General features: G+C 64.2%; 18 protein-coding genes. 11 read left to right on the forward strand and 7 right to left on the reverse strand.

The genetic code is table 11. The features are described 5' to 3' along the window. Nucleotides 1–264 precede the first annotated feature (264 nt). From xseA to PQR08_RS07095, 4 genes are all read left to right on the forward strand, one after another. Nucleotides 265–1,632 carry an exodeoxyribonuclease VII large subunit gene (xseA, locus tag PQR08_RS07080; RefSeq protein ID WP_408161156.1) on the forward strand — a complete coding sequence of 456 codons (1,368 nt, stop codon included), beginning with the start codon at nucleotides 265–267 and terminating at the stop codon, nucleotides 1,630–1,632. Nucleotides 1,633–1,840: 208 nt separating this feature from the next. After that, nucleotides 1,841–2,422: a superoxide dismutase [Fe] gene (gene sodB, locus PQR08_RS07085; RefSeq protein WP_035500805.1), complete on the forward strand. Its 582-nt coding sequence runs from the start codon at nucleotides 1,841–1,843 to the stop codon at nucleotides 2,420–2,422. 222 nt (nucleotides 2,423–2,644) lie between these two features. Further along, nucleotides 2,645–3,775, forward strand: a complete 1,131-nt coding sequence (locus tag PQR08_RS07090; protein ID WP_408161157.1) for an acyltransferase family protein — start codon at nucleotides 2,645–2,647, stop codon at nucleotides 3,773–3,775. A 76-nt stretch (nucleotides 3,776–3,851) separates the two neighbouring features. Then, nucleotides 3,852–4,004 (forward strand): hypothetical protein, encoded by a 153-nt coding sequence (locus PQR08_RS07095; RefSeq protein ID WP_035500807.1) that lies wholly within the window; start codon nucleotides 3,852–3,854, stop codon nucleotides 4,002–4,004. Nucleotides 4,005–4,006: 2 nt separating this feature from the next. On the opposite strand, the gene PQR08_RS07100 is transcribed toward PQR08_RS07095, so the two are convergent. The 3 genes from PQR08_RS07100 to PQR08_RS07110 form a co-directional block, all read right to left on the reverse strand. Continuing rightward, entirely contained in the window at nucleotides 4,007–5,278 is a 1,272-nt protein-coding gene (locus PQR08_RS07100) for an EAL domain-containing protein (RefSeq protein ID WP_187605973.1), read from the reverse strand. 240 nt (nucleotides 5,279–5,518) lie between these two features. After that, entirely contained in the window at nucleotides 5,519–6,952 is a 1,434-nt protein-coding gene (gene mdtD, locus PQR08_RS07105; RefSeq protein WP_187605972.1) for a multidrug transporter subunit MdtD, read from the reverse strand. Nucleotides 6,953–6,962: 10 nt separating this feature from the next. Next, nucleotides 6,963–7,709, reverse strand: a complete 747-nt coding sequence (locus tag PQR08_RS07110) for a GntR family transcriptional regulator (protein ID WP_408161158.1) — start codon at nucleotides 7,707–7,709, stop codon at nucleotides 6,963–6,965. Between the two features lie 171 nt (nucleotides 7,710–7,880). Here PQR08_RS07110 and PQR08_RS07115 point away from each other — a divergent pair, with 171 nt between their 5' ends. Genes PQR08_RS07115 through PQR08_RS07125 form a run of 3 tightly spaced genes read left to right on the forward strand, consistent with a single transcriptional unit; the run spans nucleotide 7,881 to nucleotide 11,083 of the window. Continuing rightward, nucleotides 7,881–8,087: a hypothetical protein gene (locus PQR08_RS07115; protein WP_250484075.1), complete on the forward strand. Its 207-nt coding sequence runs from the start codon at nucleotides 7,881–7,883 to the stop codon at nucleotides 8,085–8,087. Beyond that, a complete protein-coding gene (locus PQR08_RS07120; protein ID WP_408161159.1) occupies nucleotides 8,087–8,866 on the forward strand; it encodes a type 2 periplasmic-binding domain-containing protein in 780 nt (259 codons plus the stop codon). Before PQR08_RS07115 ends, PQR08_RS07120 begins: the two co-directional genes overlap by 1 nt. A gap of 15 nt (nucleotides 8,867–8,881) precedes the next feature. After that, a complete protein-coding gene (locus PQR08_RS07125; RefSeq protein WP_408161160.1) occupies nucleotides 8,882–11,083 on the forward strand; it encodes an ATP-binding protein in 2,202 nt (733 codons plus the stop codon). A gap of 21 nt (nucleotides 11,084–11,104) precedes the next feature. Here PQR08_RS07125 and PQR08_RS07130 read toward each other — a convergent pair whose 3' ends face one another. After that, nucleotides 11,105–12,319 carry an MFS transporter gene (locus PQR08_RS07130; RefSeq protein WP_408161161.1) on the reverse strand — a complete coding sequence of 405 codons (1,215 nt, stop codon included), beginning with the start codon at nucleotides 12,317–12,319 and terminating at the stop codon, nucleotides 11,105–11,107. Between the two features lie 338 nt (nucleotides 12,320–12,657). Between PQR08_RS07130 and xdhA the strand changes: the two genes are divergently transcribed. The 4 genes from xdhA to PQR08_RS07150 all read left to right on the forward strand — a co-directional run bounded on the left by xdhA (nucleotide 12,658) and on the right by PQR08_RS07150 (nucleotide 18,545). Continuing rightward, on the forward strand, nucleotides 12,658–14,181 hold the full coding sequence (gene xdhA, locus PQR08_RS07135; RefSeq protein ID WP_408161162.1) for a xanthine dehydrogenase small subunit: 1,524 nt from the start codon (nucleotides 12,658–12,660) through the stop codon (nucleotides 14,179–14,181). Nucleotides 14,182–14,201: 20 nt separating this feature from the next. Then, the gene (gene xdhB / locus PQR08_RS07140) at nucleotides 14,202–16,565 is read left to right on the forward strand and encodes a xanthine dehydrogenase molybdopterin binding subunit (RefSeq protein ID WP_250484073.1); all 2,364 of its coding nucleotides are present in this window, start codon (nucleotides 14,202–14,204) and stop codon (nucleotides 16,563–16,565) included. Then, nucleotides 16,562–17,068 (forward strand): xanthine dehydrogenase accessory protein XdhC, encoded by a 507-nt coding sequence (gene xdhC, locus PQR08_RS07145; protein WP_408161163.1) that lies wholly within the window; start codon nucleotides 16,562–16,564, stop codon nucleotides 17,066–17,068. Before xdhB ends, xdhC begins: the two co-directional genes overlap by 4 nt. A 178-nt stretch (nucleotides 17,069–17,246) precedes the next feature. Then, on the forward strand, nucleotides 17,247–18,545 hold the full coding sequence (locus PQR08_RS07150; RefSeq protein ID WP_408161164.1) for an Ivy family c-type lysozyme inhibitor: 1,299 nt from the start codon (nucleotides 17,247–17,249) through the stop codon (nucleotides 18,543–18,545). Between the two features lie 77 nt (nucleotides 18,546–18,622). Here PQR08_RS07150 and PQR08_RS07155 read toward each other — a convergent pair whose 3' ends face one another. The 3 genes from PQR08_RS07155 to PQR08_RS07165 all read right to left on the reverse strand — a co-directional run bounded on the left by PQR08_RS07155 (nucleotide 18,623) and on the right by PQR08_RS07165 (nucleotide 21,385). After that, nucleotides 18,623–19,543 (reverse strand): AraC family transcriptional regulator, encoded by a 921-nt coding sequence (locus tag PQR08_RS07155; RefSeq protein ID WP_250484069.1) that lies wholly within the window; start codon nucleotides 19,541–19,543, stop codon nucleotides 18,623–18,625. Between the two features lie 60 nt (nucleotides 19,544–19,603). Further along, a complete protein-coding gene (locus tag PQR08_RS07160) occupies nucleotides 19,604–20,587 on the reverse strand; it encodes a LysR family transcriptional regulator (protein WP_408161165.1) in 984 nt (327 codons plus the stop codon). A gap of 138 nt (nucleotides 20,588–20,725) precedes the next feature. Further along, nucleotides 20,726–21,385 (reverse strand): 2-hydroxychromene-2-carboxylate isomerase, encoded by a 660-nt coding sequence (locus PQR08_RS07165; RefSeq protein WP_408161166.1) that lies wholly within the window; start codon nucleotides 21,383–21,385, stop codon nucleotides 20,726–20,728. Nucleotides 21,386–21,477 lie beyond the last annotated feature (92 nt).

Raw genomic sequence — 21,477 nt, forward strand, 5'->3', positions numbered from 1 at the left:
CTGTGGATAAGTCTGTGAAGAACTTGCGGCGCGTCGGGCGCATCACCGCGTCAGGAAAGAGTTGCTCCGGGGATTACAGTGTTCACGAAAATAAATCGTCAAAGAATCAATGGCTTGCAACGAAGTCACGGGCCTCTGGCGATGATCCTGCGCGCACTGCGGTAAGTCTTTCTGTGTGGACACTTGCTACACTTGCGTACCTCGTTCAGCGGCATTTGTCCATCGGACACGGCGGCCGCAGCGCAAATATTTTTCCCATCAGACATGACTCCCGATTCCCTGCCGTCGCAAAGCGGCGATGCCGTCATCCCCGTTTCAGCACTCAATCGCGCAATCAGCTCGATGCTCGAACGGTCGTTCCCGCTCGTCTGGGTGTCGGGCGAGGTGTCGAACTTCACGCGTGCGGCGAGCGGCCATTGGTACTTTTCGATCAAGGACGCGAACGCGCAGATGCGCTGCGTAATGTTTCGCGGCCGTGCGCAATACGCCGAGTTCACGCCGCGAGAAGGCGACAAGATCGAGGTGCGCGCGCTCGTCACGATGTACGAACCGCGCGGCGAGTTGCAGCTCAACGTGGAAGCGGTGCGGCGCACGGGGCAGGGCCGGCTTTACGAGGCGTTCCTGCGGCTGAAAGCGCAACTCGAAAGCGAAGGACTCTTCGCGGCCGAGCGCAAACGCGCGCTGCCGACGCATCCGCGCGGCATCGGCATCGTGACGTCGTTGCAGGCCGCCGCTCTGCGCGACGTGCTCACGACGCTCGCGCGTCGTGCGCCGCATGTGCCGGTCGTCGTGTATCCGGCGCCGGTGCAGGGCGCGGGCGTCGGCGCGAAGCTCGCGGCGATGGTCGAAGCCGCGAATGCGCGCCGCGAAGTCGATGTGCTGATCGTGTGCCGCGGCGGCGGATCGATTGAGGATCTGTGGGCGTTCAATGAGGAAGTGCTCGCGCGTGCGATCGCGGCGAGCGAGTTGCCGGTGGTGAGCGGCGTCGGTCACGAAACGGATTTCACCATCGCCGATTTCGCCGCCGACGTGCGGGCGCCGACGCCGACCGCCGCCGCCGAACTCGTCAGCCCGCAGCGCGTGCTGCTGTTGCGCGAGCTGGATCATCGGCATGCGGCGCTCGCGCGCGGCTTCGGCCGAATGATGGAGCGGCGCGCGCAGCAACTCGACTGGCTCGCGCGCAGGCTCGTCAGTCCGGCGGAACGGCTCGCGCGGCAGCGTGCGCATCTGCGGCAACTGGCGAGCCGTCTCAGCGCAGCGGGCGCGCGGCCCGTGCGTGATGCGCGCGCGCATTTCGCGCTGGTGCAATATCGCTGGCAGCGCAGGCGTCCGAACGTGGCTGCCGAACGCGAGCATCTGCTGCGGCTTGCGCAGCGGATCGGCGGCGCGCATGAGCGACGCGCGGAGCGCGAGAAAGCGTGCGTCTCGGAACTGGCGGCGCGTTTGCAGGTGCTCAGTCCGCAGCGCACGCTGGAACGCGGCTATGCCGCATTGATCGACGCTCAAACCGGCCGCGCCGTGCGTGCGCCGAACGCGTTGAAACCGAGGCGGCCGCTCACCGTTCATCTCGCGGAAGGCTCCGCGGACGTGTTGCTTGCAGATGTTCAGCCGCGTCTGTCAGACGAATTCTGAAGCCGACGCGACACAAGAAATCGGCGTACATTTGACGTGCCCGAAGAGGCTCGCCAGAGCACTTTTTACGCCTTGTGAGGCATATGGAAAGCAATCTTGCTCATAAAGGGCACACGGTTTGCTGGGTTATCCCAACTCGCCTACAATCCATTGCTCCACGCTTCAATCCTCACAATCCCACAATCCACATAGAAAGGAAGCTCGCATCATGGAACATACGCTCCCGCCGCTGCCGTTCGACAAGAACGCGCTCGCTCCGCACATGTCGGAAGAAACGCTCGAGTATCACTATGGCAAGCACCACCAGACCTATGTGACAAACCTGAACAAGCTGATCCCCGGCACCGAATTCGAGAACCTGCCTCTCGAAGAGATCGTGAAGAAATCGTCGGGCGGCGTGTTCAACAACTCCGCGCAAGTCTGGAATCACACGTTCTTCTGGAACAGCCTTTCGCCAAACGGCGGTGGCGCACCGACCGGCGCGCTGGCTGACGCGATCAACGCAAAGTACGGTTCCTACGACAAGTTCAAGGAAGAATTCGCCAAGGTCGCAACCGGCACGTTCGGTTCGGGCTGGACCTGGCTCGTGAAGAAGACCGACGGCACGGTGGATATCGTGTCGACGAGCAATGCCGCCACGCCGCTCACGACCGACGCGAAAGCGCTCGTGACCATCGACGTGTGGGAACACGCTTATTACATCGACTATCGCAATGCGCGTCCGAAGTTCATCGAGGCTTACTGGAATATCGTGAACTGGGATTTCGCAGCGAAGAATTTCGGTGCCTGATTGCGCGTGAAAATTGGTTGCGGCGTTCTTTGGTTTTCAGAGCGTCGCAAGCGGAAAGAAAGCCCTCGAAAGAGGGCTTTTTTATTGGTGCGCCCGGCATTTTAAGTGTGCGGCGCTTTTTGGGGAACGTCGAAGTCTCACTCAGTCTAACGGGATCGGGGTCGCCGAACTGGCTTCCGATTCTGCATATTGGCCCGGCCAACCAAAGACGCGAGCTGAACATTGACGACACGCTATCACCAACTCGATTCATTGCGCGGCATTGCCGCTTTGACCGTCGTATTCAATCACTATTCGCAAATCACACTGACACGATGGCTTCAGCATGTTCCGTGGCGCGTAATCGCGGAGGGGCATTCCGCCGTGATTCTGTTCTTCGCGCTGAGCGGCTTTGCGCTGACTTTGCAGGTCACCGGTGAAAGCAGGCCAGGTTTCGCCGAGTTCGTCGTCAAGCGCGTCTGCCGGATTTATATACCTTACTTGTTTGCGGTACTCGCCGCATATGCAGCGTATTGCGTGCTTTACCGGTCGAATCTGTCGTGGACCGGCGAGTGGGTCAACGAGGCATGGCATGCAGGCATCGATCGGCATGATCTGCTGAACCATATCTACTTTCTGATTCCATTCAGCAACAGCACGCTGGACCCGGTGCTCTGGTCGCTGGTCTACGAGATGCGTATCTCGCTCATCTTTCCGATTCTGATAGTCGTAGTGTTTGCGATGCCGCTCTGGTTTTCCATAGCGCTGAGTGCCGGCCTGTCACTCGCGGCATTCGGTTATTACTTCCCTCTGCATCGGACGCTCATGGAAGCGAGTCTTCGGGGCGAGTGGATTCCAACCATTCATTACATGTCGATGTTCGTGCTGGGCGCCCTGATTGCGCGATATCGCGACGCCATCGTGTCGAAACTTGCGCCGATTTCTCCGCGCTGGCTTTTCGGCGCATTGGTGATTTCTCTCGCCCTATATGTCCTCGTTGGCTCGGTGAATCGCCATCTGATATCCAACGATGTGCTGCGCGGTTTTGCCGACGATTGGGTCGTTCTTCCGGCCGTGACCGGCATTTTGATTCTGGCGATTTCGCTCAGGCCGTTTGCCGATTTTCTGGCTGCGCGGCCATTGGTATTTCTCGGCAAGATTTCCTTCAGCCTGTATCTGCTGCACTGTATCGTGCTGCTGGGCGTGCTGCATTATTTCGGCGAAACGTATCACGGCATGTCGATGCTGATCGCCGCCGTGCTGATTCTTCCAGTCAGCATCGCCGGATACTATGCGATCGAAAAGCCGTCGATTCGACTGGGCCGGTATCTGAGCCGGAGCAAGCATCGCGGCAGGGCGACGCTCGGCGCCTGAGCGCAGGCCGTCGCTGCACGGGCTGAAACGCGAGCCTAAAATGTCGGCTTGTCGTCATGCTCCGAATCGCATCGCCATGAAACGCTTCGCAGGCCTGTGCCTCGCGGCCTGGTCGGCGGCCGCGTTGCTGTATTTCGGCCGCCATTCCGCCGCGCTCATCGTGCTCTCCGGCGTGCTGGTACTCGCCGGCTTCGATCTGCTTCGTCCCGATTCCGGCAACGGCGCGTAGACCTATCGCTGCTTAGCGCCTTCCCAGTTGATATCCACGCACAGCACCTGTAATCCATAAGGCGTCTGCGCGGCGATAGACGCCGTCACGCAAAGGTGCGCATCGTTGATCGAGAGATACGGCGCTGTTAGATGCACACGTCCCGGCGCGCGCAGCGCCTCGATGAAATACGGCCGGCGTTCCCAGCTCGCGCCCTCCGAATGCAGCAGCGGGCTGAAACGCTTCGCGCGTTGCGAGGTGCGCACGATCGGCACGACGTTGTCGCCGATCTGCCGTCCGGCCTGATCGAGCAGGAAGCAACGGGCGGTGTCGGCGAGTTGCAGCAACTCGCTCGTCGCGGTGACGAGCGATTCGCCTTCCATCAGCTTGACCGATGCGCGCTCCAGCCCGCTCACGTACGGTCCGAGACGCGTGACTTGCGCCCGTTCGCGCGCCGCGACGCGTTCGCGCGATGCCGCCGACAGCGCGTCCATCACGCCCGCCGCGACTTCGCTGTGAACCGCATCGACGCTCGGCTGCGCGAAATACGCGCCTTGCACGAAGTCGACGTTGCATTCGAGTGCGATCAACGCGTCGCGCTCGGTCGCGAGACCGCCCATCAGAACGAGCTGGCCGGATTCGTGGAGCAGCGACACGAGACGCGGCAGCACGCGCTCGATATGCGAATGCTCGGTCGCCTGCTGCAGGATGCAGCGGTCGAGCGTCACGATATCGGGCCGCAGATGCCACACGCGATCGATGTTCGAATGCTTCACGCCGAAGCCGTCCAGCGCGATCAGAAAGCCCGACTTGCGCAGCGAATCGACGATTTCGGCGAATCGCGTCGTCTCGCCGCCCGCCTGCTCGGGGACTTCGAGCACGACGCGCTGCGGCGGCAGGCCGATATCCTTGAGCGATGCGAGCAGGGCGTCGCCGTAACTCGTATCCATCAGCGCGGCGGGATGCAGGCTGAGGAAAAGCCATTCGTCGTGGCTGTCGAACGCGTTGAAGTTACCCAGATGCAGCGATTCAGCGAGCCGGCCGAGTTCGAGCAGATCGCCGCGCCGCGCGGCTTGCGTGAAGACTTCGTGAGACGGAATGTGGCGATGCGCGTCATCGCGGGCGCGCAAGGACGCGTGATAGCCGATCGCGCGCCGGTGCGACACGGAAAACACGGGCTGGAACACGCTGAAAACGGTGTACTCGCCGTACAGCACGGTGCGACGCGATCCATCGTCGCCGGCGACGGGCCGGGGCGGCTGGAAGCGTGGAGGGTCGAGATCAACCATGCTCATGGTGTCGGGGCGCAAGGCGGTGAATTTTATCGAGATAGTTTACCGGATCGGCATCCGGCAGTTCGAGCAAAAAGCGTGCAAATTCAATATCCAGGCGGGCCGCAGCGGTTATCGGGTGCGTCGGGCGCGCCTATTCGTGTGCGGATTGGACGGTCGTGCCGCAGACGCGGGAACGCGCGCCGCGCAGTCGTGCGCAGGGGGCACCGCCGTGGTGCGCGATCCTTTGCCGAACCGTCGGATTCAGTTCGATTCGGACGGATCGGGCTTCCTGCGCGTTGCCCGCACTTCCGGCGCGAGTTGCCCGAAGATCCACGCCGTCGCAGCCGTGATGATGCCGACGCACATGAATGTCGCGTGGAACGCGGGCAACGAGTTCGTTTCGGTGACTTGCGGCAAGAGTCCCGTGAACGTCGACAGTATCGCCCCCGCGACGGTCACGCCGAGACTCATCGAAAGCATCTGCACGAGCGAGAAAAGGCTGTTGCCGCTGCTCGCGCCGCCGGTGCCGAGATCCTTCAGCGTGAGCGTGTTCATCGCGGTGAACTGCATCGAATTGACTGAGCCGAAGACCGCCAGTTGCGCGAGCCGCAGCCACAGCGGCTGGTGCGCGCTCGCGAGTCCGAAGCTCGCCATCATCAACCCGACGAGCACCGTGTTCACGACCAGCACGCGGCGGTAGCCGTGCTTTTCGATGAGACGCGTGACCGCGCGCTTCGACGCCATGCCGGCGGCGGCGACGGGCAGCATCATCATGCCGGCCTGGAACGCCGTGTAGCCAAGGCTCACCTGCAGCAGCAGCGGAATCAGATACGGCATCGCGCCGCTGCCGATACGCGCGAACAGATTGCCGAGCAGCCCGACGCTGAAGGTGTGAATCTTGAAGAGATCGAGCGAGAAGATCGGCTGGGCGGCGCGCGTCGCGTGCAGGCCGTAGGCGACGAAGCAGCCGAAGGAGAGCACGAGCAGCACGATGACGATCGCATGTTGCAGGCCGAGATCGGCGAGACCGTCGAGCGAGATCGTCAGCGCGACCATGCCGACGGCGAGCAGCAGATAGCCGGCGAGATCGAAGGGCGCGGTCGCCGGATTGCGGCTGTCCGGCATGTACAGATTCGTCGCGATGCAGCCGATCACGCCGACCGGCACGTTGATGAGAAAGATCCAGTGCCACGACGCGATCTGCACGAGCCAGCCGCCGAGCGTCGGGCCGATCAGCGGGCCGATCAGCCCCGGAATCGCGACGAACGCGAGCGCCGAGAGATACCGTTCCGCCGGAAACACGCGCAGCACGGCGAGACGTCCGACCGGCAGCAGCATCGCGCCGCCCACGCCCTGAACCACGCGATACGCGACGAGCGCCTGCAACGACTGCGCTTTCGCGCACAACAGCGAGCCGATCGTGAACACGAGAATCGCGCTGAAGAACACGCGCTTGGTGCCGAGCTTGTCGGCGAGCCAGCCGGAGACGGGGATCATCATCGCCATCGTGAGCGAGTAGGCGATCACGACGCCCTGCATGCGCAATGGCGCTTCGCCTAAGCTGCGGGCCATCGCGGGGAGCGCGGTATTGACGATCGTCGAATCGAGCGTCTGCATGAAGAAGCCCGTGGCGACGAGCCACAGCATGATGGAAAGCGATCGGTCGGACGGCTGGGCTGCGGCGGTGTCGGTCATTGGGCGGAGATCACTTTCGCAGCTCGGCGACGAAATCGTAGTAGTCGTTGCGGCAGTAGGTATCGGTAAGCTCGATCGCGCGCTGATCGGCCGTGTAGCCGACGCGCGTGATGAGCAGAAGCGCGTCGTGCGGCGCGATGCCCATTTGCTGCGCGATTTCCGGGCTCGCGTTCACCGCGCGAAAATGCTGAAGCGCGCGCACGATGGAGAGGCCGCGCGCATCGAGATAGCTGTACAGCGAATCGCCGATGGCCTGCGGATCGGGGATGCACGACGCGGGAAACGTGGAGTTCTCGACGGCCATCACGATGTCGTCGGCGAGGCGCAGCCGTTTCAGGCGCGTGACGGTGGCCGCGGGCGAGAGGCCGAGCTGGATGACTTCATCGCGATTGGCGGGCTCGATGGTGCGCGAAAGCCATTTCGAGCTGGGCCTGAAGCCGCGCCGCCGCAGCATCTCGGAAAAGCTCGACAGACGCGAGAGCGGATCTTCGTAGCGCGGCGTGATGAAACTGCCCGCGCCTTGCTCGCGGCGAATCAGCCCTTGCTCGACGAGCAGCGCGATCGCTTTCCGGGACGTGATCCGCGAGACGCCGAGCGCTTCCGAAAGCACGCGCTCGGAAGGCAGCGCTTCGCCGGCGTTCCACCGATTGTCGTGGATGGCGTTGGCGAGCTTGCGAGCGAGTTGAAGATAGAGCGGAGTGTCGCTGTCCGGGTCCGGGCGCAAGTCGCACCAGCGGTCTTCCGAGGTCGGGTTCATAAAGCGGACGCTAATGGGCCAAGCGAGGATTTTAAGACATGCGGCCCGATCCGCGTAACGGCGCGGCGTTTCGTGCCTCGCAATGATACGTGCGACCATGGCCCCACCGCCGATATACGCACCCCAGTCTTTTTGAGACACTGGCCGTACCGCTCATTCCGGGGAGAGGGCTTGTTCGATCGTGCAAGACATCGTGGCGGCGATGCGCGGGGCGCGCGCGTGCAATGGCGCGCGTGCATGGGCGTCGTCGTCATCGTTCTGACCTGGGCGCTGTGCGCGACGGCGGCGGGCGCGAAGGAGCGCATCGTCGTCGGCGCGGCGCCGGGCGTCGCGCCGCCGCTCGACATGGCGTACCCGCATGACACCGCGCCGCGCTGATGGCGGCGCTCGCGCGCGGCGACATCGACATGGCGACGGGCGCGACCGGCGTGGACAGCGGCGCCGCGCTCGCATACAGCCGCCAGTACCTGCCGATCAAGCAGATCTACGTCGAGCCGCTCGCGAAACGTCCGTCGAGGCACCGACTCGCTTACTTCGACGCGCAGAATTCGCCGGCGCGCCTGCAGTCCGCTTATCCGTCGATACGGCCGGTCGCGTATCCAGACCTGATCGGCGCGCTGCTCGCCGTCTCGTTGGGTGACGCCGACGCGTTCGTGGGCGACATGATTGCTTCCGGCTACGCGATCACCCATTACTACCTGCCGAATCTGACCATTACCGACCTTGCCGCCTTCGATGGAGACGGCTACCGCTTCGCCTTCGCGGCGGATCGTCAAAGCGCGCTCGCGTTGCGGCAGCGGGTCGACGGCGCCCTCGCGGGGCTGCCGCCCGAGTTCATTCTTCTCGCGCGCGCACGCTGGAATCCGGGCGCCTTCGCGGTCACGCGGGAGAGGCCGATCGAGCTCACGGCGCAAGAGCTTGCGTGGGTGCGCGCGCATCCGGTGGTGCACTATTCGATGCTCGTGCAGGGCGCGCCGTGGACCTTTCGCGATGCGCGCGGGGAGCCGGCGGGCATCGCGGCCGATATCCTCGATGCGATCTCGCGCGTGACCGGCCTGCGCTTCGAGCCCCGCATGCGCGATACGCCCGAACAACTGGTGGCCGACCTGCGCAGCGGCGCCTCCGCGATTCTGCCCTACGGCGTGGGCGAGACGTAGGCGCTGCCCGGCGCCGTGCTCAGCAAGCCGACCGGCGACGGCATCTTCATGATCGTGACGTCAGCCAGCCAGCCGCCGCTGCGCGACGCCGCCGCGCTCAAGGGCAAACGTGTCGCGCTGCCGGCTTCGTCGCTGCTGGAGCCGCTTCTGCGACAGAGCGCGCCCGACGTGCGGATCGTCAACACGCAACCGTTCGAGGGCCAGTTTCGCGCCGTGGCGAATGGCAATGCCGATGCGACCATCGCCGATCTGGCCATCGCCAACTATGCGGTAGAAAACCCGTTTCGCGATTCGCTCGTGCTGAGCGGCACGCTGTCGACGCAGCCGGTCCCGCACGGCCTGATCGTCGCGGCGAGCGAACCGGTGCTGCTCGGCATCGTCAATCGCGCGATCGAGAGTCTGCCGCCGCCCGAGCTGGAGACGATCCGCGCGCGCTGGAAGCTCTCCGAGCATCCCGAGATGCTTTGGGAGCGCCATCGTCCGCAAGTCGAGCTCGGCGCGCTGCTCGGCGTGGCGCTCGTGCTCGTGCTCGCGGGCTGGGCGCTGACGATGCGCGTGCAGGTCGCGCGCCGGATCGCCGCCGAAGGGGCGATGCGCGCCGCGAAGGAAGAAGCGGAAACGGCGAATCGCGCGAAATCCACTTTTCTCGCGACGATGAGCCACGAAATCCGCACGCCGATGAATGCCGTGCTCGGTGTGCTGGAAATGGAACTGCGCGCCCCGGGCGAGCGCGCCGCGACCGAGCGCGCGCTGTCGATCGCGCATCGCGCCGCTCGCGATCTGCTCGGCATGATCGACGATCTGCTGGATGTCGCGAAGATCGAGGCCGAGCGCCTCGTGCTCGCGCCCGCGCCGCTCGAAATCGACGCGTGGGTTGCGGGCGTCGCGGCGATCTACGAGCCGGCCGCGCGCGCGAAGGGGCTCGCGCTCGTCGTCAGGCGCCGCTCCGATGCGGGCCCGGTCTGGCTGCTCGCCAATGGCCAGCGTCTGCGGCAGATCGTCGGCAATCTGCTTTCGAACGCGATCAAATTCACCGATGTCGGCGCGGTCACCCTCGAATACCGGGTCGCGCCGCCACAGGACGGCAAGCGTGCGGTGACGCTCACGGTGAGCGACACGGGCATCGGCATCGAGCCCGAGAAGCAGGCGATGCTGTTCACGCCATACGTGCAGGCCTACGATGGCCGCGCGCGCAACCTCGGCGGCACCGGGCTCGGCCTCACCATCAGCAAGCGGCTCACCACGATGATGGGCGGCACTATCGAACTGTCGAGCGAGCCGGGGCGCGGCACGCGCTTTACCGTGCGCATCGATTTTCCGGAGACGGAGGCGATGGCGTCGACGGGCGATGCGCCGTCCGCGCCGGCGGGCGCGCTTGCCGGATCGCTCGCGGGACTGCGCGTGCTCGTCGTCGACGATCATCCCGCCAATCGCATCGTGCTCGAAGGGCAGATCAGGCTGCTCGGCGGCAACGCGCAAATGGCCGTCGACGGCAGGAGCGCACTCGCACGCTGGCGCGCCGCGCGGCACGCATTCGACGTGATTCTCACCGATTGTTCGATGCCCGAAATGAGCGGAGAGGAACTGGCGCGCACGATCCGGGAGGACGAGGCGAAAGAGGGATCGGGGCTACGCGCCGTGCCGATCGTCGGCCTGACGGCGAACGCGCAACCCGACGCGGCGATGCGCGCGGTCGCATCGGGCATGACGGCGTGTCTCGTGAAGCCGCTCGGTCTCGACGGTCTGCGCGCCGCCTTGCTCGACGCGACGCGCGACGGTCGCGTGCCGGGCGCTTCGACGGCGGCTGCGCAGGTGTCCGCAGTTGAGCCGGATTCGGACGCACCGGTGTTCGACCGCGCGTTGCTGGCCGGTTTCGGCGATCAGGCCGGTACGCTCATCGATACGTTGAAGGCCGCCAATGCGCAGGATCTGGCCGACGCGCGCGCCGCCTTCGACGCGTGCGACCACGCGCACCTGCGCGATATCGCGCATCGCATGAAGGGCGCGGCGGCAGTGATCGGCGCGACGCCGTTCATGCGCGCGTGCGTCACGTTGCAGCACGACTGCGACCTTGCCGTCGATGAAGATCGCAACGGCGACGACGACGCGCGCATCGCGGCTTCGTTTGCGGCATTCATCGCGCAAGCCGAAGCGCTCGATGCCGCGCTCGCGGGCCCGCTCGCGTGTGTTTCGCCCGCATCCGATGCGTCGCGATGACGCGCCGGCAGGCAAACCGCATCAGGCCGTAGCTGGCCCACCGACCCCGCGCCCCGCGCGCATATAAAGCGCAACCGACAGGGCCACCGCCGCGGCTGCCGCCAGCGCGGCAAACAGAAACACCGACCCATACCCGAACTCACCCGCGACATAGCCCGCGAGCGGCCCGGTCAGGCCGAGCGACAAATCGAGAAACACGGAATACGCGGAAAGCGCCGCGCCGCGGCTCGCCGGCGGCACGAGTCCAACCGCCTCGACGCCCAGCGCGGGAAACACCAGCGCAAAGCCGAAGCCGGTCAACGCCGCGCCCGCGAGCGCAAAAGTGGGCTCTGCGGCAAGCCACAACATCAACAGCCCGCCGCATTCGAAAGCAAACGAGACGATCGCGACGCGAAACCCGCCATACGCCTTGATCGTATTGGCGAACAGCAGCCGCGCCCCGATGAACATCGTGCCGAACACCGTGAGCGACAGCGCCGCGTTCGGCCAGTTGTGCGCGGCGTAGTAGAGCGTGATGAATGTCGCGATGGAGCCGAAGCCCGCCGAACCGAGCGCGAGCCCGAGCCCGTGCGGCAACACGCGGAAGAACACGCTGCGATAGGACATGCGCTCGCCATGCACGATCGGCACGCTCGCCATGCGGGTCGCGAGCCAGTAGCCGAAGCCGCCGAGCGCGATCACGATCACTCCGAGCGATGCGAACCCGAGCGAATGATCGATCGCGACGCCGAGCGGCGCGCCGATCGCCAGTGCGCCGTAAGTCGCGATGCCGTTCCACGAAATCACCTTCGCGTTATTGATCACCCCGACGCGCCCGATGCCCCACGTGATCGATCCCGTGCCGACCCAGCTTTCGCCGAAGCCCAGCACGAGCCGCGCGATCACCAGCAGCACGAGGCTTACCGCGTGCCATTGCGCCGCGAGCGCCGAGGCGAGCAGCAGCACGCCGCTCGCCGCGCAGGCCGCGAGACCGTACAGCACGGTTTTCTTGGGGCCGAGCGTATCGGCGGTGCGACCCGCGAGCGGCCGCGACATCAGCGTTGCGAAATACTGGACGCTGATCGCCGCGCCCGCCATGACCGAGCCGTAGCCCAGATCCGTATGCACGTAACCCGGCAACACCGCGAGCGGAATGCCGATCGTCAGGTAGCAAAGGAACGTGTACAGCACGACAGGCAGAATTCGCAGCGTGACTGCGAAATCGCCCTGCGGCTTGGTGCGAGGCTCGGAGGACATAGGGAAATTGCGGGGTTGTATTTGGCGCGAAGGCGTGATTGTCCCATATCTCGCGACGCAACGTCGCACGCGTTTTGTAACCAGGTGGAACAAATCGCCTGCCCGAACGATCGGACGGCAGCCTCCAGAGGCTTGCTGCACAAGGCTCAGCGCACATATCGGACGAAGAATATGTCGTTCATGCAATGCCGGCTATGGGTTGTGGTTTTTGGTGGTGATAGCTTTCGAATCATCGAAGCGACAGGACCAGTCCGAAAAAGTCCCCGAAGTCGCGAATGCCACCGGCTGCGTATCCCGCGCAACCAGCAAAAAAGCATCGAAGAGCCCCGAGACATCCCATGACCCAGCCGATCCGCTTCTATCACCGCAATGCGATCCAGGAAGTGAGCGGCGCGTCGACGACGCGCACCGTCCTGCAATACCTGCGCGAAGACGCGCGCTGCACCGGCACCAAGGAAGGCTGCGCGGAAGGCGACTGCGGCGCGTGCACGGTCGTCATCGGCGAGCCGGACGGCGCGGGCGGCGTCGCGTTCAAGGCCGTGAACGCGTGCGTGCAGTTCCTGCCGACGCTCGATGGCCGCGCGCTCTTCACCGTCGAAGACCTGCGCCAGCCGGACGGCACGCTGCATCCGGTGCAGCAGGCGCTCGTCGATTGCCACGGCTCGCAGTGCGGTTTCTGCACGCCGGGTTTCGCGATGTCGATGTTCGCGCTCTACGAAAAGCACGGCCATGCGACGACCGGCTGCGCGGGCAAGTGCGAGAAGACGAAACCGTCGCGCCAGGAAATCAGCGACGCGCTGACGGGCAATCTGTGCCGCTGCACGGGTTACCGGCCGATCATCGAAGCGGCGGAGCAGATGTTCGATCACGCGCCGCTCGCGCCCGTCAACGTGCCGGCGCTGGCCCGCACGCTCGAAAGCATCCGGCGCGACGATACGTTCCACTACGAGCACGCCGGCCGCCAGTTCGAGGCGCCGCGCACCGCCGAGGCGCTCGCCGCGATCAAGGACAAGAATCCGAACGTGCGGATTCTCGCGGGCAGCACCGACGTCGGTTTGTGGGTGACGAAGCAACTGCGCGATCTGGGCGATATCGTCTATGTCGGGCAGATCGAATCGTTCAAGCACGTCGAGACGACGGACGAGTGGGTCGAGATCGGCGCGGGCGTGCCGGTCGATCGCGCGTATGACGAACTCGTGAAGATCTATCCCGAGCTCGAAGAAACGCGCCTGCGCTTCGCGTCGCTGCCGATCCGCAATGCGGGCACGCTCGGCGGCAACGTCGCGAACGGCTCGCCGATCGGCGATTCGATGCCCGGCCTCATCGCGCTGAATGCACGCGTCGTGCTGCAAAGCGTCGACGGCACGCGCGAGATGCCGCTCGAAGACCTGTACATCGCGTATCAGAAGAAGGACATGCACCCGAACGAGTTCGTCGCGGCCATTCGCGTGCCGACGCGCCACGGCAAGCGCGCGAATCTTCAGTTCCGCGCATACAAGCTGTCGAAGCGTTTCGACTCCGATATTTCCGCCGTGTACGCCGCGTACAGCTTCATCGCCGATGGCGACATGATCCGCGAGCCGCGCCTCGTCTACGGCGGCATGGCCGCGACGCCGAAGCGCGCATCGCACGCCGAAGCCGTTCTGACGGACGCGCACTGGCACGAAGCCACCGCCCAGGCCGCGATGATCGCGCTCTCGAAGGATTACCAGCCGCTCACCGACATGCGCGCGAGCAGCGACTATCGGCTCGACACCGCGAAGAGCCTGTTGTATCGCTTCTGGCTGGAGACGCGTCCGCACAATCCGCTCGATAAATCGAAGCTGGATGTGCGTGCAATCGAACTGGTCGAAGCGAAGTAAGCGAAAGGGAGAACAAGACAATGAATCAGCAAGCCGAAGCCTTTCTCGCCGAAGCCCAGTCGCTCGCGAACGAAATCGACGCTTTCAAGCAGGTCCACGTGTCGCGTCCGCACGAGTCGGCGCATCTGCACGTCAGCGGCCGCGCGAGCTACACCGACGATATTCCGCCGATCGCGGGCACGCTGCACGCCGCGCTCGGCACGAGCCCGAAGGCGCACGCGAAGATCGTGTCGATGAACTTCGACGCCGTGCGCGCGACGCCGGGCGTCGTCGCCGTCTTCACCGCCGAGGACATTCCCGGCGTGAACGATTGCGGCCCGATCATCCACGACGATCCGGTGCTCGCGCAGGGCATCGTGCAGTTCGTCGGCCAGCCGATGTTCATCGTCGTCGCGACGTCGCACGATACCGCGCGTCTCGCCGCGCGCCGCGCGACGATCGAGTTCGAAGACCTCGTGCCGGTCCTGACGCCCGAGGACGCGCGCAAGGCCGAATCGTATGTGCTGAATCCGCTGAAGCTGTCGCGCGGCGATGCCGAAGGGCGCATGGCGAAAGCCTCGCATCACGAGCGCGGCGCGATGAAGCTCGGCGGCCAGGAACAGTTCTATCTCGAAGGCCAGATCGCGTACGCCGTGCCGAAGGACGACGACGGCATGCACGTCTACTGCTCGACGCAGCACCCGACGGAAATGCAGCATCTCGTCGCGCACGTGCTCAACGTGCATTCGCACAACGTGCTGGTCGAATGCCGCCGCATGGGCGGCGGGTTCGGCGGCAAGGAATCGCAGTCGGGCATTTTCGCGTGCTGCGCGGCGCTCGCCGCGTGGAAGCTGCTGTGCCCGGTGAAGCTGCGTCCGGACCGCGACGACGACATGATGATCACCGGCAAGCGCCACGACTTCGTGTACGACTTCGAAGTGGGCTACGACAACGACGGCAGGATCGATGGCGTCGCCGTCGACATGACTTCGCGCTGCGGCTTCTCCGCCGACCTGTCCGGTCCGGTGATGACGCGCGCCGTGTGCCACTTCGACAACGCGTACTGGCTGTCGGACGTGAAGATCGAAGGCTATTGCGGCAAGACGAACACGCAGTCGAACACCGCATTCCGCGGCTTCGGCGGGCCGCAGGGCGCGTTCGCGATCGAATACATCATGGATAACGTCGCGCGTTCGGTCGGCCGCGACTCGCTCGACGTGCGCCGCGCGAATCTCTACGGCAAGACGGAAAACAACAAGACGCCGTATGGCCAGACGGTGGAAGACAACGTCATCCACGAGCTGATCGCCGAACTCGAAGAGACGAGCGATTATCGTCGGCGGCGCGCGGCCATCAACGAATTCAACGCGAACAATGAAATCCTGAAGAAGGGGCTCGCGCTGACGCCGGTGAAGTTCGGCATCGCGTTCAACGTGACGCACTTCAATCAGGCGGGCGCGCTGGTTCACATCTATACCGATGGCTCGATGCTCGTGAATCACGGCGGCACCGAGATGGGCCAGGGCCTGAACACGAAGGTCGCGCAGGTCGTCGCGCATGAGCTCGGCGTGAATTTCGAGCGCGTGCGCGTGACGGCCACCGACACGAGCAAGGTCGCGAATACTTCGGCGACGGCGGCATCGACGGGAACGGACTTGAACGGCAAGGCCGCGCAGGACGCCGCGCGCCAGTTGCGCGAACGCCTCGCCAAGTTCGCGGCCGAGAAGTTCGGCGGCGGCACCGTGACGCCCGCGCAGGTGCGCTTCGCGAACGATCGCGTGATCGTCGGCGACGATGCGATTCCGTTCGGCGAAGTCGTGCAGAAGGCGTATCTCGCGCGCGTGCAGTTGTGGTCCGACGGCTTCTACGCGACGCCCAAGCTGTACTGGGATCAGGCGACGATGCAGGGCCGCCCGTTCTTCTACTATTCGTATGGCGCGGCGGTGTCGGAAGTGGTGATCGATACGCTGACTGGCGAAATGCGCGTGCTGCGCGCGGATGCGCTGCATGACGTGGGCGCATCGCTGAACCCGGCGCTCGATAAAGGCCAGGTCGAAGGCGCGTTCGTGCAGGGCATGGGCTGGCTGACGACGGAAGAACTCTGGTGGAACGACAAGGGCAAGCTGATGACGCACGCGCCGTCCACCTACAAGATTCCGACGACGAACGACATGCCCGCCGATTTCCGCGTCGATCTGTTCAAGAACCGCAACGTGGAGGACAGCATCCATCGCTCGAAGGCCGTGGGCGAGCCGCCGCTTCTGCTGCCGTTCTCGGTGTTCTTCGCGATCCGCGACGCCGTTTCCGCGGTCGGCGATCACAAGGTGAATCCGCCGCTGAACGCACCCGCGACGGCGGAAGAAATCCTGAAAGCGGTCAACGCGGTGAGGGGCGCACGGTCATGATGCACGTCGTTCTGTTCGGCGCGGGTCACGTCGGCCACGCGCTCGTGAAGGTGCTCGGCACGCTGCCGTGCGTCGTGCAATGGGTCGATGCGCGCGACGAACTCTTCCCCGACGAAGTTTCTGCGAACGTGCAGATCGAGGCGACCGATCTGCCCGATGCGATCGTCGACGAGGCGCCGGCGGGCGCGTACTTCATCGTGATGACGCACGATCACTCGCTCGACTTTTCGCTCACGCAGCGCATCATGCGGCGCGATGACTTCGCGTACTTTGGGTTGATCGGCTCGAAGACGAAGCGCGTGAAGTTCGAGCGGCGTTTGATGGAGCGCGGTGTGGCGGCGGATCGGCTGGCGGAGATCACGTGTCCGATCGGCGTGGAAGGAATCGTCGATAAAGCGCCGTGGTCGATCGGGCTGGCGGTCGCGGCGCAGTTGCTGAGGGTGAGGGAGATGACGGCGCGGTTGGGGATGTCGGCGGGGAAGGTAAATCGAATATTGGTGTGAATTCGTTCGATGAGGTGCGACGCTGCGAAAGCGTCAAATAATACGAATTAAGAGATATCGGCTGTGGAGCATCGTTTCTGGTCCTTATCATCTCTCGACCCGGACGGCGAATGAGCCGTCTCCGACTCGCTTTTTTTGTAGGCGAGCGCGGCGAGGCCGATAACATGAGGGACCGAAAATGGATTTCACAGACAATAAAGGCGAAGCAGTTGCGTCGGGCAACGGGCTTGGCAACGCTGATCGCGCTAACGCCCTTCGGCGAACTCAGCATGCGGTCAGGGCCGCGATAACCGCCGTCACCCTCGTAAATCCGCAGAGCACTGAAGAGCTCTCCAAACGAGAGCAGTCAGCCAGGGACTTCACGCATTCGGTTCAAGGGCGGATCGTAATCGCATTACATCAGTATCTTTATTCCCAAGGCGTGTTCGTCCTGAGATCGGACCTCTCGAAAGCGCTCGCTCAGCCGGAGCAACAGCAGTTTCTCGCGAGGCTCGCTGACGAGTTCGAGATTACGAATAGGGCAGTGCGTCTCGCGGCGGATATAGGTTCTATATCGCTGGCCGAAAAGCAGAAAGCGATGACGGCACTGTATGAAATTGAAGCGAAGTGTGCCGATGCACATGGCGACCGTCGCGCACTCGAGGGCGCCGCTGTTTCTCTGCAAAAGAGCATCCGCGCATGGCCAGGTCAACCTCGCTTTATCGGCCTTGCAATTCTGGCGTTCATCGGATGCGGGGCGTTATATGCGCGCAGCTATCCTTTTGGTCTTACGCTTTTGGCGATTGCGGTGCTGCTGGGGGCCAGCAGGTTGAGAGCGTTCGAGCGCAGCAAGCGCGAAGTGCTGGCGCGAATTATCCAAGCGAACGGGCAATTCGAGTCATTGGTAACAGATGAGATTTCGGAAAGGCCGGTCTTCTCAAAGGGTGAGGACCGAGCCAAGGTGAAAGCGACGGCGCTGGGAGTAATTAGCGCAATCACCGCGACGACTGCGTTGATTTTTGGGGTCCAGCGGGGGGCGGCTGATGTTTCGCATTCCGCGCGGCAGCAAGCCGCGGCTAACTCGTCAGGGCAATCTGCCCCCGCGGCGACTCTGCGGGCAAACGAACCGATGCCCGCTTTCGAATGGCTGATCGGCAAGGCGCCTTCGGCCGTAGTCGACGACCCGCGATTTCGTGCGGCATTCAGCAGGGTTGGACCAAAAGAGTGGAGGCGAATCTCAGAACGCCTGGATGTAAGTGACGCAAGCGGGATTCAACTAAAGAACGGGTTCTACTTTGCGGAGGGCTGCAAAGCGCACTTTTGCGGATCGGACATCGCCGCCTTTGCGATCGATGCGAGTACGGGTAAAGGCGATGTGCTGTACAGGACGACCTTCGACCAGCCATTGGGAAAAAGCATCACGCGTACTTTTTCGTGGGCAAACATGCCGAGTAGCGCAACACCCTTGGCTCCATGGGCGGCTCTGAACAACATGTAAGCAATTGCGCGGGTGAGCTCGGTGTGGCGGCTGATGCGGGAAGGCAGCGGTCGTCCTCTCACCGTTGCCCCTCAGTATTAAGCCAAGCCATTCGCCGCCCGAAACCTTCCCGGCGCAACCCCATAAAGCTCCTTGAACCGCTTCGAAAACGCCGCCTCGGATTGATAACCCACATCCGCCGCCACATCCGCGATACTCTTTTTCGTATGCGTGAGCATCGTGCTCGCGAGCTGCATGCGCACGTGGCTCAGCAACGCGAGCGGTGAGCTATCCGAATGCGCCGAGAACGCGCGCATGAACGTCGCGCGCGACATCGCCGCTTCCTTCGCCAGCATTTCCAGCGTCCACGGCTCGGCGGGCCGTTCCAGCATCGCGATGATCGACGCGCCGAGCCGTCGATTCGCCAGCAAGCCGAGCACGCCCGCGAGCGAGGGCTGTCCGTCGAGCCACGCGCGCAGCACCATCGTGAAGAGCGCGGTCGACAGCGCCGTGACGATCGACGGCGCGCCCAGTTGCGCCTCTTCCGCCTCGCGGCGCATCGTCTGGACGAGCGGCGCGAGGTAGGTCGCCGATGCGTCGGCAAACGACACATGCACGACGTTCGGCAGCACATCGATCAGCAGCGCGCGCGGGGCATAGAGGAATCGCCCGCACAGCAAGTCCACGCCCGGCTGCCGCCCGCCGCAATTGCTCTCCACCGTGACCGCGCCGTTGTGGCGCACTTCCATCTCCGTCTTCGCCGCGCCTTTTTCGCGAGGCTGAATGCTCAGCACGTGCGCGTCTCCGCGCGGCAGAAAGAAAATGTCGCCCGCCCGCAGCTCCAGCGGCGCATGACCTTTCCGAAGCACCATGCACGCGCCATCGAGCACGACGTGGTACACCGCTTCGCCGGCGGGCGCGGGCGCGTGATCGAGCTCCAGCGGGCCGCTCAACAGGCAGCGCAGATCGAGCGTGCCGGAGAGGCTCGCGAGCTGGATCAGTTTGTCGAGTGCGTCCATGAGAGCAGGTCGGGCCGAGGATATCGTTCCGGATAGTACCGAAGTCCCGCCAGGCGTGCGTTACTTCTCGACTTCGCCCAGTTCGCGGGTTTCGTCTGCCGAAGACGCCGCGACGGCCTTCTTGCCGGTGAGCGAATCGGACACCGTCGACATCAGCGTGCGCAGCCAAGCGACATCCGTCGGCTGATCGGGCTGCGGCACCGAAAGCTGATAGCACTTGATGCGCGGAAATGGCACCGGCGAGTCAAGCACCGCGAGCGGCAGCATCGCCGCATAGTGCTGCGCGAAGCGGCGCGGCGCGGTGAAGATGAGGTCCGACTGCAACAGCACCTGCGGCACGAGGCCGAAATAGGGAATCGTCGTGACGATGCGCCGCTCGATGCCCGCGCGCGCGAGGCCGATGTCGATCGGATGCCGCCTGCCGCCGCTATACGGCGTCGGCGCGAGATGCGCGGCGAGCGCATAGCGTTCCGCCGTCAGCGGCTCGCGCGCGAGCGGATGGTTCGCCCGCATGAGGCAGACGAATACGTCGGTGAACAGGTCCTGGCGCTCGAAGCGCGGCTCGGGCTTCGTCCAGTTGGCGACCATCAGATCGATTTCGCCTTCGTCGAGCATGCGCTCGTGGTCGCGCATCGGCGTCAGCGACTCGATCTCCAGACGCGCATTGGGCGCCGCGTCGCGAAAAGCCGCGACGAGCGTCGGCATGAAGAAATCGTTCAGATAATCGGGCGCGGCGACGCGGAAGGTGCGGCGCGAGCTTTCCGGATCGAAATCGCCATGCGGCGTCGCGACGAATTCCACTTCCCGCAATGCGCGTTGCGCGGGCGCGAGCAGCGACTCGCCGTACTCGGTCGGCACCATGCCCTGCTTGCCGCGCACGAGAATCGGATCGTTCAGGATTTCGCGCAGGCGCCGCAACGCGGTGCTGATCGCCGGCTGCGTCTGGTTCAGCCGCTGCGCGGTCTGGGTCACGCTGCGCTCCAGCAACAGGGTGCGCAATACGCGGATGAGCCAGATGTCGAGTGAGTCGGCGGGATCGTTCATGGCCTGCGAAGCGGTTGTATTCAGGACGCGCGGGCGCGAACTCGCGATCCCTCACCCGAAGTTAAACGCTTATCCATTTTTGACGCCATAGCGAGCGCGCTATGCACGGCATAGGCGCGCCCGCCAGCCCTGCGGCATTCAGCCGAAATCGGCGTCTCGCGGCGCGATCGGCAGCGCGCTGATGCGCTTCACCTCCGCGCCGTCGAGCCAGTTCGGCGAGCGCGCGACGTAGAGCACCATCGGCAGCGTGTCCTCGCCCCAGAAGATCTGGTCGTTGACGAGGAAGGTCGGCACGCCGAATACGCCCATCGACACGGCGCGGTCGTTGTTGTCGCGCAGCTTCGCCTTGATGTCCTCGTCCTCGATGCGCGTTTCGCCTTCCGGCATGCCGACGCGCTCGCATAGCGCACGGAAGCCCTCCGGCGTCGCGGGATCGCGCCCCTCGCGCCAGATGTAGCGGAAGATTTCGCGCACGCGGGCGATCTCGCCGTTCGCCAGCACGGCGAGCCGCAGAGCCTTGGACGGATCGAACGGATGCGCGGGCGGCATCTTGAACGGAATACCCAGTTGTTCCGCGCGGAACAGCGCGTGCCGGTAGGTGAAGACGCGTTTGGAGGGAATCGTCGCGGCGTGCGGCTGGCCCCAGCGGTCGAGCAGCTTCATCAACTGGACGGGCACGAGCTCGAACGGAATGTCCGGCCATTTTTCATGCTGTTCCAGCAGCAAGTACGAAAACGGCGAAATGAAGTCGAAGAAAAAGTACGGCTGACCATGACTGGTCGAATGCGGGGCACTCATGTTCCCTTCTCCCTGAGATTCCTTGGCTCTGCTCGCGCCAGCGCTCGCCCGAGCCTCATCTGTTCGTTTTTTGTCGTGTCCTGCATGGCGGA

Source organism: Caballeronia jiangsuensis (assembly GCF_046030135.1).
Classification (GTDB): domain Bacteria; phylum Pseudomonadota; class Gammaproteobacteria; order Burkholderiales; family Burkholderiaceae; genus Caballeronia; species Caballeronia jiangsuensis.

What these genes read in the sequence shown, in the direction of transcription:
- xseA (WP_408161156.1), top strand. Translation starts at nt 265, where the DNA reads ATGACTCCCGATTCCCTGCCGTCGCAAAGCGGCGATGCCGTCATCCCC.
- sodB (WP_035500805.1), top strand. Translation starts at nt 1,841, where the DNA reads ATGGAACATACGCTCCCGCCGCTGCCGTTCGACAAGAACGCGCTCGCT.
- PQR08_RS07095 (WP_035500807.1), top strand. Translation starts at nt 3,852, where the DNA reads ATGAAACGCTTCGCAGGCCTGTGCCTCGCGGCCTGGTCGGCGGCCGCG.
- PQR08_RS07100 (WP_187605973.1), bottom strand. Translation starts at nt 5,278, where the DNA reads ATGAGCATGGTTGATCTCGACCCTCCACGCTTCCAGCCGCCCCGGCCC.
- mdtD (WP_187605972.1), bottom strand. Translation starts at nt 6,952, where the DNA reads ATGACCGACACCGCCGCAGCCCAGCCGTCCGACCGATCGCTTTCCATC.
- PQR08_RS07110 (WP_408161158.1), bottom strand. Translation starts at nt 7,709, where the DNA reads ATGAACCCGACCTCGGAAGACCGCTGGTGCGACTTGCGCCCGGACCCG.
- PQR08_RS07120 (WP_408161159.1), top strand. Translation starts at nt 8,087, where the DNA reads ATGGCGGCGCTCGCGCGCGGCGACATCGACATGGCGACGGGCGCGACC.
- PQR08_RS07130 (WP_408161161.1), bottom strand. Translation starts at nt 12,319, where the DNA reads ATGTCCTCCGAGCCTCGCACCAAGCCGCAGGGCGATTTCGCAGTCACG.
- xdhA (WP_408161162.1), top strand. Translation starts at nt 12,658, where the DNA reads ATGACCCAGCCGATCCGCTTCTATCACCGCAATGCGATCCAGGAAGTG.
- xdhB (WP_250484073.1), top strand. Translation starts at nt 14,202, where the DNA reads ATGAATCAGCAAGCCGAAGCCTTTCTCGCCGAAGCCCAGTCGCTCGCG.
- xdhC (WP_408161163.1), top strand. Translation starts at nt 16,562, where the DNA reads ATGATGCACGTCGTTCTGTTCGGCGCGGGTCACGTCGGCCACGCGCTC.
- PQR08_RS07150 (WP_408161164.1), top strand. Translation starts at nt 17,247, where the DNA reads ATGGATTTCACAGACAATAAAGGCGAAGCAGTTGCGTCGGGCAACGGG.
- PQR08_RS07155 (WP_250484069.1), bottom strand. Translation starts at nt 19,543, where the DNA reads ATGGACGCACTCGACAAACTGATCCAGCTCGCGAGCCTCTCCGGCACG.
- PQR08_RS07160 (WP_408161165.1), bottom strand. Translation starts at nt 20,587, where the DNA reads ATGAACGATCCCGCCGACTCACTCGACATCTGGCTCATCCGCGTATTG.
- PQR08_RS07165 (WP_408161166.1), bottom strand. Translation starts at nt 21,385, where the DNA reads ATGAGTGCCCCGCATTCGACCAGTCATGGTCAGCCGTACTTTTTCTTC.